Raw genomic sequence first — 17,246 nt, 5'->3', positions numbered from 1 at the left:
CCATTAGAATCGAGGCATGTCCGATCACGCTTCCACCGCCACCCGGCCGTCCCTGCGCAACCCGCGCCACTGGCCGACCTTCGCCTTCATGCTGTTCGCCTTCGCGATCGCCCGCCTGCCGTGGATGCTGCAGCGCGCGCTCGGCCGGGGTGTCGGCACGGTCGCCTACCGGCTGGCCAGCAGCCGCCGGCGCGCCGCCGAGGTCAATCTGAAGCTGTGCTTCCCGGAGAAGGACGACGCCTGGCGCCAGCGCCTGCTGCGCGACTCCTTCGACGCCCTGGGCGTGGGCATCTTCGAGTTCGCGCGAGCCTGGTGGGGCAGCATCGACAGCATCCGCCCGCAGGTGCAGATCGAAGGGCTGGAGCACCTGCACCGCATGCAGGCCGAGGGCCGCGGCGTCCTGCTGGTGTCCGGCCACTTCATGACGTTGGAGATGTGTGGCCGCCTGCTGTGCGACCACGTCGAGCTGTCCGGCATGTACCGCAAGCACCGCAACCCGGTGTACGAGTGGGCGGTGAAGTTCGGCCGTCTGCGCTACGCCAAGGCGATGTACGCCAACGAGGACATCCGCGCGACGGTGCGGCACCTCAAGAAGGGCGGCTTCCTCTGGTATGCGCCGGACCAGGACATGCGCGGCAAGGACACCGTGTTCGTGCCGTTCTTCGGCCACACCGCTTCGACCATCACGGCCACGCACCAGCTGGCCCGGATGACCGGCTGTGCGGTGATCCCGTATTTCCACCGTCGCGAAGGCGGGAAGTATTTCCTGAAGATCGGCGCACCGCTGGAGAATTTCCCCAGCGAGGATGTCGAGGCCGACACCGCGCGCGTGAACCAGGCCATCGAAGCGATGGTGCGCGAGGCGCCGGATCAGTACCTGTGGATCCACCGCCGGTTCAAGCGCCAGCCCGGTGGGCGGAGCGATTACTACCGGTAAAGCCACTCCATGGGTGGCTGCAGGGTGCCAGACCGCGAACAGCCACCCATGGCGTGGCTCTATCCGTCGTCGCGTGCCAACAGACTGCCCGCGTACAGCGCGGCCAGCAGCAGCGTGAGGCCACCCCAGAAGGTGGAGTAGAACGCCAGATGGGTGTTGAGCGGGAATACGGTCACCGCCAGCGCGAGCATCGCCGGGCGCGCACGTTCGCGGGCCTCGGGCGGTGCGAAGCGCCACGCGCGCCAGGCCTGGGCCACGGCCGCCAGCCACAGCAGCAGGCCGAGGATGCCGGTTTCGGAGAGGATCTCGAGCAGGATCTGGTGCGCATGCAACGCCGGCCCCGCGCCCCAGACTTCCTGCGCGGCCGGTTCCGGGTTGCAGCCCGGGTAGGCATCGCGGAACCCACGCGCGCCGACACCGTTGATCGGGTGCGCCTCGATCATGCAGGTGGCCGCCGACCAGATCTGCGCGCGACCAGACAAGGCCTGGTTGACGCCATCACTCTCGCCTTCCCAGGCCATGGCAGTGCGCGCCACGCGGTCCCCGACCTGGGGCACGCTCACGGTGAGCACGACCGCCGCCACCGCACCGACGGCGAGGCAGGCCAACAGCCCGCGTACGCCGATCAGGCGCCAACCGGAGAACACCAGCACCAGCGCATAGGTCAGCCACGCCGCGCGTGAGCCGGCCAATACCAGCACCACACCGACCGCGGCCGCCACCAGCGACCAGCCGAGGATGCCGGCACGACGTGAGGCGGCGAACAGCAGGAACGGCGACAGACTGGCCAGCACCTGGCCGAACTTGAGATTGCACGGACCGAGGACGCCGCTGAGGCGATCGACCAAGGCCATCTCTTCGGGCGCGCACAGGCCGTGCCCGCTGAACGCCCACTTGAGCTGGTCCATCGACCAGAACAAGGGGCTGGTGCCGACGATTGCCTGGGCCAGCGCATCCACTGTCCACAGCCCGCTGATCACCGCCAGGCCGCCCAGGGTCAGCGCACGCCGCTGCGGGGTCGCCACGGCAATCGCCACCAGCCACATGAAGGGCAGATAGCGCAGGCCGGCGGCGGCTTTGCGCCATGCCGTACCGGGGTCGATCGCATCGAAGGCGGAGAATGCCTGCGGCAGCCAGTAGCCCAGGAACAGGATGCTGGTCAGTGCCCACGCAGGGCTGCTGAGCAGACGCTGTTTACCCTGCAGGCGCAGCTGCACCATGCGTACCGCCGCGTACAGCGCGCCAAGCACGAGCACGCCCTCGGCGATGCCGGGCAGCGGCCACAACGCGACAAACGCAATCACCCACCACGGGGCCCAGCGGCCCGCGCGGGAGCCCGGCGAACCCGGTGCGAGGGTGGGCTCAGCCGATGAGGGAGGTATAGAGCTGGAGCGTGTCACGCTGCATTGCCTGCAAGGTAAACGGGATCCGCGTCGGCAGTGAGGGCGGCTGCAGCAGCAACTGCTGCGCGCGCGCCAGCAGTGCATCGGCGTCGCCCAAGGGTACCGCGCCGGAGGGTTGCAGCTGAGTCAACAACTCGCCGACGCCGCCATGGTTCCAGCCCAGCACGGGGCGGCCCACCGACAGCGCTTCGACCACGGTGCGGCCGAACGCTTCGGCCTTGTCCGAGAGCTGCAGCACCAGATCGCTGGCCGCATAGGCCTGCGCGATGCGCGAGGTCGGCGCGGTCATCAGCACCGCATCGAACACGCCAAGGCTGCGCGCCTGCGTTTCCAGTTCGGTGACATACGCTTCACGGCCCGGCTCGCGCGTGCCGGGCATCCACAGCCTGGCCGGCACCCCGGAAGCGTGCAGCCCGGCGAGCAGCGTCAGCGCGTGGCGATGCCCCTTCAGGCGGGTGCCACGGCCAGGCAACAACAGCAACGGTGCGTCGCCGGCCAGCGCGGGATGCTGCTCGGCCACGGCCAGGCGCGCACGCCGATCCTGCCGACCCACGCGCGGGAACTGCGCGACATCGACACCGCGCGGTATCACCTGCAGGCGCTCGGCCGGAACGCTGGGGTAATGCGTCTGCACGAACTCACGCACGCTGTTGGACACGCAGATCACGCGCTCGCCACTGGTCATCACCGCACTGTAGCGGCCGGGCGAGTTGAGCCCGTGCACGGTGGTGACCCAGTGCGGGCGGGTGGCGACCGGCAGGTTGCGCACGGCATACAGCCCCAGCCAAGCCGGCAGCCGCGAACGCGCATGCACGATGTCCGCGCCCACCTCGTTGAACAGATTGCGCAAGGTCAGCACGTGACGCAGCGTCAGCAGCGATTTGCGGCCGATGTCCAGGGTCAGGTGTTCGGCGCCACTGGCGAGCAGCGGCTCGACCAGGCGCCCACCGGCGGACACGACAATGGCCCGGTGGCCGGCGGCAACCAGGGCGGAGGCAATCTCAAGGGTGGAGCGTTCGACCCCGCCGGAGTGCAGCGCCGGCAGCAGCTGCACCACGGTCAGTCGGCGCACAGTGTGGTCCGCAGATCAGTCGGCGAGCACGAACACGGCGCCGCAGTACGGGCACGCGGCCTCGCAGTTCGGCTCGTCTTCGATCGGCAGGTACACGCGCGGGTGCGAGTTCCACAGCGCCATTTCCGGCGTCGGGCAGCTCAGCGGCAGGTCGCTGCGGTGCACGGTGTAACGCTTCTCGGCATTGGCGGGCGCGGTGGCGGTATGGCTCATGGCGTGGACACACAAAGGGGGTTGCGAGACCGCTGATTCTAGCATCTGACGGCCGGGGAAGGCCGCCGGACCCGGCACGCCACGGTGCAGGACCGGACGCAGCGCCCACACGGACCACCGCTGTTTTTAAATCGATCCAAATGCATTGTCAACAATTCGATATGAAACGAATTTGCCGGATTTAGATCGAACTAATTGCACTTGTCAGGGCCAGTTGTCGTGATGCAGGATCAGCCGGGTACCGATCATCGACCCGATCGCCTGCCCGACCCCCACCGGACATGCATCGCCTCTTTCCTGCCGTCTGCCGATGGCTGGGGCGACGCCGTCCGCCGTGGCCATCGATGCGGGTCCTGCCTGCCGCCTGCCCTTCCCGGGAGACCCTTGCATGACCCTGTCCGACCTGCGCCCCGCCCGCCGCGCCCTTCCCCTCGCCCTGGCGCTGGCCTGCGCATCGATCGCCCTGCCGGCCGCCGCGCAGGGCCTGCAGACCTCCTTCGAGCCGGGCCAACCGGCTCCGGCCGCCAGCGACGGCGCGCTGCAGGTGCGGATCGGCAATGGCCCCACCTCCCCCTACGCCGCCAAGCCCGGCGTCGGTTACAGCGGGCTGCACGCGCTGCACTACGCCAGCGCCGGTGGCGCGGCGCGGCGCGCGCTGTTCCAGACCGACCTGACCATCGACGCCGATACCACCCTCTCCTGGCTGGTGCTGCCCGAGATCGTCGGCAAGGACACCGTGGCCTCCACCTACGTCTCGCTCGACCTGGTGCTCGATGACGGCACCCGCGTCTCGGCCAGTGCCGCGCGCGATCACCACGGCATTGCGCTGGGTGCGCGGGCACAGGGCGACTCGAAGACGCTGTACCCGCAGCAATGGGCACGCAAAGCCGTCCGTCTGGGCGGCGTCCCGGCCCTGCGCGGTCGCCGCGTGGTCGCGCTGGAGCTGGAGGTCGCCAGCGCCGACGGCGCACCGGTGGCCGGCTGGATCGACGATGTCCGCCTGGAGGCACAGCCGCGCAGCACCCCGCAGCGCCCCTCGGACTGGGTGCTGACCACCCGCGGTACCCAGGCGAACGGCACCTTCTCGCGCGGCAACAATTTCCCGGCCACGGCCGTGCCCCACGGCTTCAATTTCTGGACGCCGGTGACCGATGCCGGCTCGCTGACCTGGCTGTACCGCTGGAACGAACAGAACGATGCCGCCAACCGCCCTCGCCTGCAGGCGCTGGCGCTGAGCCACCAGCCCAGTCCGTGGATGGGCGACCGCCAGACCTTCCAGGTGATGCCGTCGGCGAGCCGGGGCGTGCCCGAAGCCGACCGCAGCAAGCGCGCCCTCACGTTCTCCCGCGACAACGAGCAGGCCCGCCCGTACCGCTATGACGTGCGCTTCGACAACGGCATCGCCGCCGCGATCGCACCAACCGACCACGCCGCGATCTTCCGCTTCGAGTTCCCCGAAGGCGGTGATGCCAACCTGCTGTTCGACAACGTCGACGCGCGCGGCGGGCTGACCCTCGATGCGGCGACGCAGACGCTCTCCGGCTACACCGACACGCGCAGCGGCCTGTCCACCGGCGCCACCCGCATGTACGTAGTGGCCAGCTTCGACCGCCCGTGGCGCAGCAGCGGGACGGTGAAGACCGGCCGCCCGACCGGCTACATCAAGTTCGACGCTGGCACCGACCGCCGCGTCGCCATGCGCATCGCCACCTCGCTGATCTCGGTCGAGCAGGCCCGCCACAACCTCGCGCTGGAACTGGCCGCCACCGACGATGTGGATCGCGTGGCGGCGCGCGCGCAGGATGCCTGGGACCAGCGCCTGGCCCGCTTCGACGTGGGCGATGCCACCGACGACCAGAAGACCACCCTGTACTCCAACCTGTACCGCCTCTACCTCTACCCCAACTCCGGGCACGAGAACGCCGGTACCGCGGCCGCGCCGGACTGGCGCTACGCCAGCCAGGCCAGCGCCTCGGATGAGAACACCGACGGCAGCGCCACGCGCAGCTTCGCGCCGGTGCGCGATGGCAAGGTCTACGTCAACAACGGCTTCTGGGATACCTTCCGCACCACCTGGCCGGCCTACGCACTGTTCACCAAGGACGATGCCGGCGCACTGGTGCAGGGCTTCCTGGAGCAGTACCGCGCCGGCGGCTGGGTTGCCCGCTGGTCTTCGCCCGGTTATGCCGACCTGATGGTGGGCACCAGTTCGGACGTGGCCTTCGCCGATGCGTGGTTGAAGGGCATCGGCGGCTTCGACGCGCAGGAGGCCTATGCGGCCGCACTGAAGAACGCGACCGTGGTCCCGCCCGATCGCCATGTCGGGCGCAAGGGCATGGACCGCTCCACGTTCCGTGGCTACGCCACCGCCGATGTGCATGAAGGCATGTCGTGGACGATGGAAGGCGCGCTCAACGATTTCGGCGTGGCCAACATGGCCGAGGCGCTGGCCAAACAGGCCGATACGCCGGCCGCGCGCGAGCGCTATGCGACCGAGGCGGATTACTTCCGTCACCGCGCCGGCACCTACGCCACGCTGTTCGACCCCGCCGCCGGGTTCTTCCAGGGACGCAAGCCGGACGGCAGCTGGCGGCTGGCGGCCAAGGACTACGACCCGCGCGTGTGGGGCCATGACTACACCGAATCGAACGGCTGGACGTTCGCTTTCACCGCCGCGCACGACGGCGAAGGCCTGGCGGCGCTGTACGGCGGCCGCGATCAGCTGGCGGCCAAGCTGGACACGTTCTTCGCCACGCCGGAAACCGCCGATGCCGCGTTCTCCGGCTCCTACGGCGGCACCATCCATGAAATGACCGAAGCACGCGATGTGCGCATGGGCATGTACGCGCACAGCAACCAGCCGGCGCACCACATCCCGTGGATGTACCTGTATGCCGGGCAGCCGTGGAAGACCCAGCAGCATGTGCGCGAGATCCTGTCGCGCCTGTACCTGGGCAGCGAGATCGGCCAGGGCTACCCGGGCGATGAGGACAACGGCGAGACCTCGGCGTGGTATCTGTTCGCCTCGCTGGGTATCTACCCGCTGCGCATGGGCGCGCCGGAGTACGTGATCGGTTCGCCGCTGTTCCGCCACGCCCGCGTCGAGCTGCAGGGCGGCGCGGTGTTGACCGTGAACGCACCGGAGAACTCGGACCGCAACATCTACGTGCAGTCGCTGAAGGTCAACGGCACGCCGTGGACCAGGACCTGGCTGCCGCACGACCTGCTCGCCAAGGGCGCCACGCTGGACTTCGTCATGGGCCCGGAACCCTCGCGTTGGGGCACCGGTCCCGACGATGCGCCGCGCTCGCTCACCGCGCGCGGCCAGCAGCCGGCCCTGCTGCATGATCTGCTGGGCAGCGGGGCCACCGCCCAGCTCGGCGATGGTCGCGCGGCGGAGGCACTGATCGATGACGATGCCGCCACGGCGCTGCCGCTGGGCGGAGCGAGCACGATCACCTTCAGCAACGTCGCCGCGGGCACGCCGTCGATGTACACGCTGACCAGCGGCAATGGCCCCATCCGTGGCGGTGAATGGACCCTGGAGGCGCGCACCGCCGGTGGCCGCTGGGTGCAGCTCGACCAGCGCCGCGGCGAGGCGTTCGCGTGGGCGATGCAGACCCGTCCGTTCCGCATCGCCCAGCCAGGACGCTATGCCGAGTACCGGCTGCGCATCGGTGCACCGGGGCGCCTGCAACTGGCGGAAGTCGAGCTGCTCGCGCCGGCGACGGCACGATGAGGACCGCCCTGCCGATCACCCGTGGCCTGCTGGCCGCCCTGCTCGTCACTGCCGGGGTCGCCGATGCGCATGCATTCGAGACCACACAGACCCGCGACGGCGTGACCCTGCACTACCGCGACGCCAGCGATGCGCTGGCTGCGCCGGTGCGCGAGCGCATCATCGAGACCTTCTTCGGCGCGTATCTGCGCGAACGTGCCGACTTCCATCCGGCCGCGCCGACGCAGGTCGGCATCGTCATCGATCCGGCGTACGACGGCATCGCCTTTGTCGGTGAGAAGGCGCAGGCGGCGACGATCACGATCAACCCGGCCTGGTTGCACACGCACCCGGGCGACATCGATCTGGTCACCCACGAGGCGATGCACATCGTGCAGGGCTACCCGGAGTACGCCAACGCGCGCGTGCCGGGTTGGCTGGTCGAAGGCATCGCCGATTACGCCCGCGACCGCTACGGCAAGGACAACGCCGGGGCGGGATGGGCGCTGCCGACGCAGGTCAAGCCGGACCAGAACTTCGATACCGGCTATCGGGTGACCGGTGCGTTCCTGGCCTGGAGCGAGGCGCAGCATCCCGGGCTGGTGAAGGCGCTTGATGGCGCGCTGCGCGAGGGGCGCTATACGCCGGCGCTGTGGGAAACGCTCAGCGGCGTGGCGTTGCCGGTGTTGTGGGAACAGTACGTGCGGGCACGCTGATTGCAGGTGGTGGGCCGGCATCCGGGAGGAGCCGGCCAGCGGCCGGCACTACCGGTGCCATCGGGGCGATGGCAGGTACCCGCCGTGGGTCGGTACGGTCTTCAGCGCGCGCCGACCAACCCGGCGTACAGCGCGAACAACTGCTGGAAATACCGCTTCGTCCGTCGATGGCGCATGACATCGTTCCCGTGGCTGACCGTGGAGGATCTGGTCGGGCCCAGGGTGGCGACGCTCCCACCGGAGCGCCACCACGGCCGGGCCGCGTGGGGGTATTGGGCGCTTGGGAGGTTGCAGGAGGGTGACGGCTGCGCGGCGCGCGTGTGGCAGATGCAGGTGCCACAACGGCCGCAGGCCAAAGGCAAAAATGGACCGGCGCGTCGCGCCGGTCCCTTTCACTGATGCCTGCCGACCAACGGTCGGCAGCTACCCGTTTCGCTGCGCGAAACGAGAACGCGCCCCGAAGGGCGCGTTCTGGCAACTGACGCTGGAAAGAACGCCTTACGCGCTCTTCTCAGCTTCCAGTTGCTTGCGGATCTGCGCATCCACGGCCGCGATGGCGGTCATGTTGAGCACGCGGCGCGAGGTCGCGCTGGTGGTCAGGATGTGCACCGGCTTGGCCACGCCCATCAGGATCGGACCGATCGCCACGCCGTCGGTGAAGACGCGAACCAGGTTGTAGGCGATGTTGGCCGCTTCCAGGTTGGGCAGCACGAACAGGTTGGCGCGGCCCTTCAGCGTGCTGTTGGGCAGCAGCTTCTGGCGCAGGGCTTCATCCCATGCGGTATCGCCCTGCATCTCGCCATCCACGTTCAAGCGCGGGTTGCGCTTGAGCAGCATCTCGCGGACCGCCCGCATCTTCAGCGCGTCCTTGGAGTCGTGGCTGCCGAAGTTGGAGTGCGACAGCAGCGCCACCTTCGGTTCGATGCCGAACAGCTTCATGCGGTACGCCGCCTGCAGCGTGGCTTCAGTGATCTGCTCGGCGGTCGGATCTTCCTGCACGTGGGTATCCACGAAGAAGAACACGCCCTGCTGGTTGATCACGCCGGTCATCGCCGAGGTGGAGGTCACCTTGGCTTCCAGCGGCAACACGCTGCGCACGTAGCCGAGCTTCTTGTGGAAGCGGCCGACCACGCCGGTCAGCATGGCGTCGGCTTCGCCGCGCGCCACCATCACCGCCGCGATCAGCGTCGGGCGCGAGCGCATCAGGTTCTTGGCGGCGGCCACGGTCACGCCGCGACGGCCGGTGAGGTTGTGGTAGTACTGCCAGTACTCGTTGAAGCGCGGGTCGTCGTTGATGTTGGTGATGTCGAAGTCGACACCGGCCTTCATGCGCAGGCCCAGGCGCTCGATACGCGATTCGATCACGTCCGGGCGGCCGATCAGGATCGGCTGCGCCAGGCCCTCGTCGACCACGTTCTGCACCGCGCGCAGCACCACTTCCTCTTCGCCTTCGGCATACACCACGCGCTGCTTGTCCGAACGCGCGCGGTCGTAGACCGGCTTCATCATCAGGCTGGTGCGGTAGACGAACTGGGCCAGCTTCTCGCGGTACGCGCCCATGTCGGCGACCGGACGGGTGGCCACGCCGGAATCCATCGCGGCCTGCGCCACGGCGGCCGACAGCTCCACCAGCAGGCGGCGGTCGAACGGACGCGGAATCAGGTAATCGCGGCCGAAGCTCGGGGTCTCATCGCCATAGGCCGAGCCCAGGTCGCTGGCCTCACGGCGCGCCATCGCGGCGATCGCGTGCACGCAGGCGATCTTCATTTCTTCGTTGATCGCGGTCGCGCCGACGTCCAGCGCACCACGGAACAGGTACGGGAAGCACAGCACGTTGTTGATCTGGTTCGGGTAGTCCGAACGACCCGTACCGATCAGCGCGTCCGGGCGGACCGAACGCGCCACTTCCGGCATGATCTCCGGCGTCGGGTTGGCCAGCGCGAAGATCACCGGATCCTTGGCCATGGTCTTGACCATGTCCGCGGTCAGGATGCCCGGGGCCGACAGGCCCAGGAAGATGTCCGCGCCGTCGACGATCTCGGCCAGCGTGCGCTTGTCGGTATCACGCGCGTAACGCGCCTTCTCCGGGTCCAGGTCGGTGCGGCCGGTGTGGATCACGCCGTCGCGGTCGAAGGCGAGGATGTTCTCTTTCTTCAGGCCCAGCGAGACCAGCATGTTGACGCAGGAAATACCCGCCGCGCCCATGCCGGTGGTGGCCAGCTTCACGTCTTCGATGTTCTTGCCGGTGACAAGCATGGCGTTGAGCACGGCCGCACCGACGATGATCGCGGTGCCGTGCTGGTCGTCATGGAACACCGGGATGTTCATCCGCTCGCGCAGCTTGCGCTCCACGATGAAGCATTCCGGCGCCTTGATGTCTTCCAGGTTGATGCCACCGAAGGTCGGTTCCAGCGAGGCGATGATGTCGACCAGCTTGTCCGGGTCGTTCTCATCGATCTCGATGTCGAACACATCGATGCCGGCGAACTTCTGGAACAGCACGCCCTTGCCTTCCATCACCGGCTTGCCGGCCAGCGGGCCGATGTTGCCCAGGCCCAGCACGGCGGTGCCGTTGGAGATCACGGCGACCAGGTTGCCGCGGGCGGTCAGTTCACTGGCCTGCTGCGGGTCGGCCATGATCGCCTCGCAGGCGTGTGCGACGCCCGGGGAGTACGCCAACGACAGATCGCGCTGGGTCAACATCGGCTTGGTCGCGGTGACCTTGATCTTGCCGGGCGGCGAGAGCCGGTGATAGTCGAGGGCTGCCTGTTTGAAATCTTCGTTGGACATCGCTTTCTGCAGATGAATGGGCGAGAGGAACAGGGGATCATACCCCCGTTGGCGTGGACGGACCTGTCGCTACGCTGTCGCGGTCATGCTGCAACCGCACATAATCCAGCACCGCGCACCAGGCCTTCAAAACAAAACATGGCCGTCCCGCCCCGGCAGGAACGGCACGACCATGCACCACACAATCAGGCCATCGGGCTCAGTGCGCCGGGGCCGGCAGGCTCGACGGCAGCTCGTCGACCACCAGTGGCGGCAGCTCGGCTTCGCGGCCGTCCAGCACCATCGCCAGGCGGTCGCGATCCAGCGCGTTTTCCCAGCGCGAGACCACCACGGTGGCCACGGCATTGCCGATGAAGTTGGTCAGCGAGCGGCATTCGCTCATGAAGCGGTCCACGCCCAGGATCAGTGCCATGCCGGCCACCGGCACTTCCGGCACCACGGCCAGGGTCGCGGCCAGGGTGATGAAGCCGGCCCCGGTGACGCCGGCGGCGCCCTTGGAGCTGAGCATCGCCACCAGCAGCAGGGCGATCTGGTGGCCCAGGGTCAGCTCGGTATTGGTCGCCTGGGCGATGAACAGCGCCGCCAGGGTCATGTAGATGTTGGTGCCGTCCAGGTTGAACGAGTAGCCGGTCGGGACCACCAGGCCCACCACGGACTTGCTGCAGCCGGCCTTTTCCATCTTCTCCATCAGCGAGGGCAGCGCCGATTCGGAGGACGAGGTGCCCAGCACCAGCAGCAGCTCGGCCTTGAGGTAGCGGGCCAGCTTGAACACCGAGAACCCGCACAGGCGACAGACCACGCCCAGGATCACCGCCACGAACAGGAAGGCGGTCAGGTAGAACGAGCCGACCAGCCAGGCCAGGTTGACCAGCGAGCCCACTCCGTACTTGCCGATGGTGAAGGCGATCGCGCCGAACGCACCGATCGGGGCGGCCTTCATCAGGAGGTGGACCAGGCGGAACACCGGCGCGGTCAGCGCCTCCAGGAAGGTCAGCACCGGGCGGCCCTTCTCGCCGGTCAGGGCCAGCGCGATGCCGAACAGCACCGCCACGAACAGCACCTGCAGGATGTTGCCCTCGACGAAGGCACTGACCAGGGTGGCCGGGATGATGTCCATCGCGAAGCCGACCAGGGTCAGCTCATGCGATTTCTGCACGTAGCCGTTGACCGCGGTCTGGTCCAGGTCGGCCGGGTTGATGTTCATGCCCGCGCCCGGCTGCACCACGTGCGCCACCACCATGCCGACCACCAGGGCCAGCGTGGAGAAGAACAGGAAGTAGGCCATCGACTTGGCGAACACCCGGCCCACGGTGCGCAGGTGGGTCATGCCGGCGATGCCGGTGACGATGGTCAGGAAGATCACCGGGGCGATGATCATCTTCACCAGCTTGATGAAGGCGTCGCCGAGCGGCTTGAGCGATTCGGCGAAGGCCGGCTCGTAATGGCCGAGGATCGCACCGAGGACGATCGCCACCACCACCTGGAAATACAGTTGGCGGTAGAACGGCAGCGGCTTGGCCGCCAGCGGGGCGGTGGTGGGAACGTGCATGGGAAGCTCCGGCAGTGTCACGATGGATGCCGGCCGCGCTGGGCGGCATCTGGCGTGGCCTTTTTACGCCCGCATCTCGCCAACGCAGATAACCTATTGGTACTAGCCCCCCGGTTCAGCTGGCCGGACTGCCTACACTGGCCCGGCACCGCGCCCCCACGGCGGCGGGTGGCCCAGCGGCGGATCAGGGGGCGACAGCCCCTCAGATTTGCCGTCCGCGGCCGTTGTTGTTCTGCCCCACCCTTATCTAGCAGCTACCGCCCATGCGCCCTACGCCCCTGTTCATCGCCCTGGCCCTGACCACCGCCCCGCTCGCCGCCACCGCGGCCGACTGGGACAACTGGCCGACCAAGACCACCTTCAGTGACGGTACCGAGCTGGCAGCGACTGCCAACATCGCCTACGACCTCAACGACTTCTCCGGCAACAGCGGCATCGAAGACGCCGACGCCGTGCGCCGCAAGGAATTCGGCGCCACCCTGAAGAAGAAGGGCGTGTACGACGCCATGGTCTATTACGACTTCCAGGCCGACACCTGGCTGGACGTGTTCGTCCGCTTCGAAAGCAAGGCCTTCTTCGGCAGCGATATCGGCCGCTTCCGCTTCGGCTACATGAAGACCCCGGTCGGCCTGGACGCGGGCACCTCCTCGCGCGCCGGCAGCTTCCTAGAGACCGCCCTGCCCGTTCAGGCGTTCTACGAAGGCCGCCGCACCGGTGCCGAATGGGTGCTGGAGCGTCCGCAGTACCTGCTGCAGGCCGGCGCCTATGGCGGCAAGGACCTGCAGGGCGACAACCCCGGCACCACCCAGGCCGTGCGTGCCGTGTGGACCCCGGTCAAGGCCGCAGGCGACGTGATCCACCTGGGCCTGGCCTATTCGCAGGAAAATCCGCGCGGTTACCGCGATGGCCGCGATGTCTCGCACCCGGCCAGCGCCCGCCTGCGCGCACGCCCGGAAGCCGGCCTGACCGACATCCGCCTGGTCGACTCCGGTGCGCTGACCACCGCCGACAAGATCGTGCGCACCGGCCTGGAAGGCATCTGGATCCGCGGCCCGTTCTCGCTGCAGGGCGAAGCGCTGCAGACCACGGTCAGCCGTGACGGCAAGCCGGACTACACCGGCAACGGCCAGTACGCGATGGCCAGCTGGATCCTCACCGGGGAATCGCGCCCGTACAACGCCGGCGCCGTGGCCAACGTCAAGCCGGCCCACGACTACGGTGCGGTCGAGCTGGTCACCCGCTACAGCCGCATCGATCTGGATGACGCCGATGTGTTCGGCGGCCGCCAGCACGATTGGACCCTCGGCGCCAACTGGTACCTGACCTCGCACTTCAAGTTCCAGGCGAACTACGTCAAGGTCGATGCCAGCCGTCGTGGCGTGCGCAGCCAGCCGGAAATCTTCGAACTGCGCGCGCAGATGCACTTCTGAGCCCTGCGCCGCCGACCGTAACCGGCGCGGCGGGCGTGCACACCACGGCCGCCGCGCGATCGTAGACTGCCGCCCATGTATTGGCTCGGCCGCCACCGCACCCTGCTGTTGACCCTGCTGGTGATGATCGGCGGCACCGTGCTGTGCGCGGCCGCGGCCGGCCACTACGCCTGGCGCCGCGCGCTGGCCACCGAGGGCGGCCAGGTGCAGCGTCAGCTGGAGCTGTACGCCCAGGGCCTGCAGCAGCGCGTCGACCGCTTCGGCACGCTGCCGCAGGTGCTGGCGCTGGACCCGGACCTGCGTGGGGCGCTGCAGCGGCGCCCCGATGCCGCCGCCCGCCAGCGGCTGAACCTGAAACTGCAGCGCGCCAACCAGGTCACCCGCGCCTCCACCCTGACCCTGGTCGGGCGTGACGGCGTGGCCGTGGCCGCCAGTAACTGGGACCAGCCCAGCAGCAACGTCGGCGAGGACTACAGCTACCGCCCCTACTACCGCCAGGCGCTGGCCACCGGCCACGGCCGCTTCTACGGCATCGGCATGACCACCGGCGTGCCCGGCTACTACCTGTCGCAGGCGATCGAGGAAGACGGCGCGCGCATCGGCGTGGTGGTGATCAAGATCGAACTGGCCGCGCTGGAGCAGGAATGGCTGACCAGCCCGGACGTGGTGCTGGCCAGCGACGAGCACGATGTGGTGTTCCTGGCCAACCGCGACGCCTGGCGCTACCGGCTGCTGCGGCCGCTGGGCGCCGCCGAACGCAGCGAGATGCTCGACAGCCGCCAGTACGCCGACCGCTCACTGCAACCGCTGCGGGTACGCACCGGCAGCGTGCTCGACGATGGCGGCCGCATGGTCCACCTGCTCGATCCGGTGCTGCCGGGCGAGATGCTCTGGCAGACCCTGGCGCTGCCCGAGGAGCAGTGGAACCTGCACCTGCTGCACGATGCCGGCGCTGCCACCAGCGCCGGGCGCAGTGCCGCCATCGGAGGCGGTGCGGCATGGCTGGCACTGGGCTTCCTGGTGTTGTTCATCCAGCAGCGGCGGCGCTTGGCCGCCCATCGCCAGCGCAGCCGGCGTGAGCTGGAAAGCGTACTCAAACAGCATGCGCAGGAGCTGCGTACCGCGCAGGACGGCGTGCTGCAGGCCGCCCAGCAGGCCGACAGCGGTCTCAGCCGCAGCCTGGCGCACCTGCCGCAGGGCGTGGTGGTGATCGACAACGAACAGAAGCTGGTGGCGTGGAACGCGCGCTATCTGGAGCTGTTCCGGTTTCCGTCCGGCCTGATCCAGGTCGGCCGACCGATCGAGGAGATTTTCCGCTTCAACGCGCGGCGTGGCCTGCTCGGGCCCGGCCCGATCGAAGAAGCGATCGAGCGTCGCCTCAACCATCTGCGCAGCGGCCGCCCGCACATGCGCGAGAGCGAGAAGGACGACGGCACCGTGCTGGAAATACGCGGCAATCCCCTGCCCGACGGCGGCTTCGTGACCAGCTACGCAGACATCACCAGCTACAAGAACACCGCGCGCGAGTTGCGCTCGCTGGCCGATGCCCTGGAGCATCGGGTGGCCGAGCGCACCCGCGATCTGGACGAAGCACGGCGCGAGGCCGAGCGCGCCAACCGCTACAAATCACGGTTCGTGGCCTCGGCAGTGCACGACCTGCTGCAGCCGCTCAATGCGGCGCGCATGTTCGTCTCGGTGCTGCGCGGCAAGCTGGGCGGCGATGCGCGGGAGTTGAGCGAGCATGTCGATGCCGCGCTGGCCGCGCAGGATTCCATCCTCAACAGCCTGCTGGACATCTCGCGGCTGGAGTCCGGCACGTTGCAGACCCACGTGCATGCATTCGCGCTGTCGCCGCTGCTGGAAACGCTGGCGCGCGAATTCGGCATTGCCGCCGAAGGCCGTGGTCTGCAGCTGGACTGGGTGGACACCCGCGCGGTGGTGGTGAGCGACGAAGCCCTGCTGCGCCGCATCCTGCAGAACTTCCTCTCCAATGCGCTGCGATATACCCCGCGCGGGCGCGTGCTCATTGGCTGCCGGCGCGTGGGCGATCAGCTGCGCATCGAAGTGCACGACCAGGGCCCGGGCATTCCCGAGAGCCTGCAGGGCGAGATCTTCGAAGAGTTCCGCCGCCTGGATGACGGCGTGGACCAGGAGCGCGGCGCCGGGCTGGGCCTGGCGATTGTCGAGCGCATCGGCCGCCTGCTGGGGCACCGCATCCACCTGCGCTCCACCCTGGGCCGCGGCAGCGTGTTCGCGGTGGACGTACCGCTGGGCGCCGCCGCCGACGTCCCCCTGCCCGCCGCCGCCCCGGTGCCGAACGCCGAGCCGGGCGACGACAGCCCCCTGCGCGGCTGCCGGGTATGGAGCATCGACGACGACCCGCGCGTATGTGCGGCTACCCGCGCGCTGCTGGAACGCTGGGGCTGTGCGGTGGAGCTGGCCGATGGCCCGCAGCCGGCGCTGGAGATCGCCTCGGCCTTCAACACGCCGCAGTTGCTGCTGCTGGACGTGCGCATGGGCCAGTGGCACGGCCCGGACCTGTACGAAGCGCTGTGCACGCTGTGGCAGGCACGCCCACCGGTGATCCTGGTCACCGCCGAGCGCGACGATGCGTTGAAGGCGCAGACGATGGAGAATGGCTGGGGCTTCCTGTCCAAGCCGGTACGCCCACCGGCGTTGCGGGCGTTGATGACACAGCTGCTGGTGCGGCATCGCAGCTGAGGGTGTGCCTCTACAGCCCCGCGCCGGCATCCCCTTCCGGCTCCAGCGCTTTCACCAGCACCGCCGCCTGGGTGCGGCTGTGGCACTCGAGCTTCTTCAGGATCGCGGTGACGTGCACCTTGACCGTGTTTTCGGCCAGGCCCAGCTCGTAGGCGATCTGCTTGTTGAGCAGGCCGTCGGCCAGGCTCAGCAGCACGCGGAACTGCTGCGGGGTGAGCTGGGCCAGGCGCGCGGCCAGCAGGGCATCGGATTCAGAACGTTCCGCAGCCATTGCCGGGAACCACACGCCGCCGTCGAGCACGGCGGCCACGGCCTGGCCGATGGTCTCGGCGGGCGCCGATTTGGGGATGAAGCCGGCGGCGCCGAACTGCTGCGCGCGGCGGATCACACGCGGGTGGTCGTTGGACGAGACGATCACGACCGGGATGTCCGGGTGCGATCCGCGCACATGCAGCAGCGAGGAAAACCCGCGTGCGCCGGGCATGGTCAGGTCCAGCAGGACCAGCTCGATCTCCGGGTGCTGGCCCAGTGCGCTTTCCAGCGTCGCGGCACTGGCCACTTCGATCACATTGACCTGCGGCAGCGCCTGGCGCAGCGAATGCACGACGGCGGCACGCAGCAGGGGATGGTCGTCGGCAACCAGAACGGTGATGTCACTCATGGCGTCGATTGTAATGAGGTTGACGGCCAGCGGCCG

General features: G+C 68.6%; 11 protein-coding genes. 5 read left to right on the top strand and 6 right to left on the bottom strand.

The window, feature by feature from the left end; all coding sequences use genetic code 11:
- Positions 1–16 precede the first annotated feature (16 nt).
- Complete coding sequence (locus HH110_RS03005) at positions 17–937, top strand: LpxL/LpxP family Kdo(2)-lipid IV(A) lauroyl/palmitoleoyl acyltransferase (protein ID WP_176988256.1); 921 nt, start codon at positions 17–19, stop codon at positions 935–937.
- Between the two features lie 59 nt (positions 938–996).
- Here HH110_RS03005 and HH110_RS03000 read toward each other — a convergent pair whose 3' ends face one another.
- From HH110_RS03000 to HH110_RS02990, 3 genes are read right to left on the bottom strand one after another with little or no spacing between them, the layout of a single operon-like run.
- Positions 997–2,319 carry an O-antigen ligase family protein gene (locus HH110_RS03000; protein WP_176988489.1) on the bottom strand — a complete coding sequence of 441 codons (1,323 nt, stop codon included), beginning with the start codon at positions 2,317–2,319 and terminating at the stop codon, positions 997–999.
- Positions 2,300–3,412: a glycosyltransferase gene (locus HH110_RS02995; RefSeq protein WP_176988255.1), complete on the bottom strand. Its 1,113-nt coding sequence runs from the start codon at positions 3,410–3,412 to the stop codon at positions 2,300–2,302. Before HH110_RS02995 ends, HH110_RS03000 begins: the two co-directional genes overlap by 20 nt.
- 15 nt (positions 3,413–3,427) lie before the next feature.
- Positions 3,428–3,625: a zinc-finger domain-containing protein gene (locus HH110_RS02990; protein ID WP_019183790.1), complete on the bottom strand. Its 198-nt coding sequence runs from the start codon at positions 3,623–3,625 to the stop codon at positions 3,428–3,430.
- Between the two features lie 388 nt (positions 3,626–4,013).
- On the opposite strand from HH110_RS02990, the gene HH110_RS02985 reads away from it, so the two are divergent.
- Both HH110_RS02985 and HH110_RS02980 read left to right on the top strand, forming a co-directional pair.
- Positions 4,014–7,364 (top strand): GH92 family glycosyl hydrolase, encoded by a 3,351-nt coding sequence (locus tag HH110_RS02985; protein WP_176988254.1) that lies wholly within the window; start codon positions 4,014–4,016, stop codon positions 7,362–7,364.
- Positions 7,361–8,059, top strand: coding sequence for a basic secretory family protein (locus HH110_RS02980; RefSeq protein ID WP_241696373.1), 699 nt, complete (start codon positions 7,361–7,363; stop codon positions 8,057–8,059). Before HH110_RS02985 ends, HH110_RS02980 begins: the two co-directional genes overlap by 4 nt.
- 498 nt (positions 8,060–8,557) lie before the next feature.
- Here the strand turns inward: HH110_RS02980 and HH110_RS02975 are convergent, their stop codons facing one another.
- Positions 8,558–10,849: an NADP-dependent malic enzyme gene (locus HH110_RS02975; RefSeq protein ID WP_176988253.1), complete on the bottom strand. Its 2,292-nt coding sequence runs from the start codon at positions 10,847–10,849 to the stop codon at positions 8,558–8,560.
- A 199-nt stretch (positions 10,850–11,048) separates the two neighbouring features.
- A complete protein-coding gene (locus HH110_RS02970; protein ID WP_176988252.1) occupies positions 11,049–12,398 on the bottom strand; it encodes a dicarboxylate/amino acid:cation symporter in 1,350 nt (449 codons plus the stop codon).
- A 263-nt stretch (positions 12,399–12,661) separates the two neighbouring features.
- On the opposite strand from HH110_RS02970, the gene HH110_RS02965 reads away from it, so the two are divergent.
- Together HH110_RS02965 and HH110_RS02960 are read left to right on the top strand one after the other, a co-directional pair.
- Positions 12,662–13,828, top strand: a complete 1,167-nt coding sequence (locus HH110_RS02965) for an OprO/OprP family phosphate-selective porin (protein WP_176988251.1) — start codon at positions 12,662–12,664, stop codon at positions 13,826–13,828.
- A 75-nt stretch (positions 13,829–13,903) separates the two neighbouring features.
- Positions 13,904–16,549, top strand: coding sequence for a PAS-domain containing protein (locus HH110_RS02960; RefSeq protein ID WP_176988250.1), 2,646 nt, complete (start codon positions 13,904–13,906; stop codon positions 16,547–16,549).
- A 10-nt stretch (positions 16,550–16,559) separates the two neighbouring features.
- On the opposite strand, the gene HH110_RS02955 is transcribed toward HH110_RS02960, so the two are convergent.
- The gene (locus tag HH110_RS02955; RefSeq protein WP_176988249.1) at positions 16,560–17,210 is read right to left on the bottom strand and encodes a response regulator transcription factor; all 651 of its coding nucleotides are present in this window, start codon (positions 17,208–17,210) and stop codon (positions 16,560–16,562) included.
- Positions 17,211–17,246: the final 36 nt, after the last annotated feature.

The sequence above is a fragment of the Stenotrophomonas sp. SAM-B genome (assembly GCF_013387485.1).
GTDB classification, from domain to species: domain Bacteria; phylum Pseudomonadota; class Gammaproteobacteria; order Xanthomonadales; family Xanthomonadaceae; genus Stenotrophomonas; species Stenotrophomonas maltophilia_AA.
The sequence above is the reverse complement of the archived record's forward strand: the minus strand, read 5'-3'. Positions and strand labels throughout refer to the sequence as shown.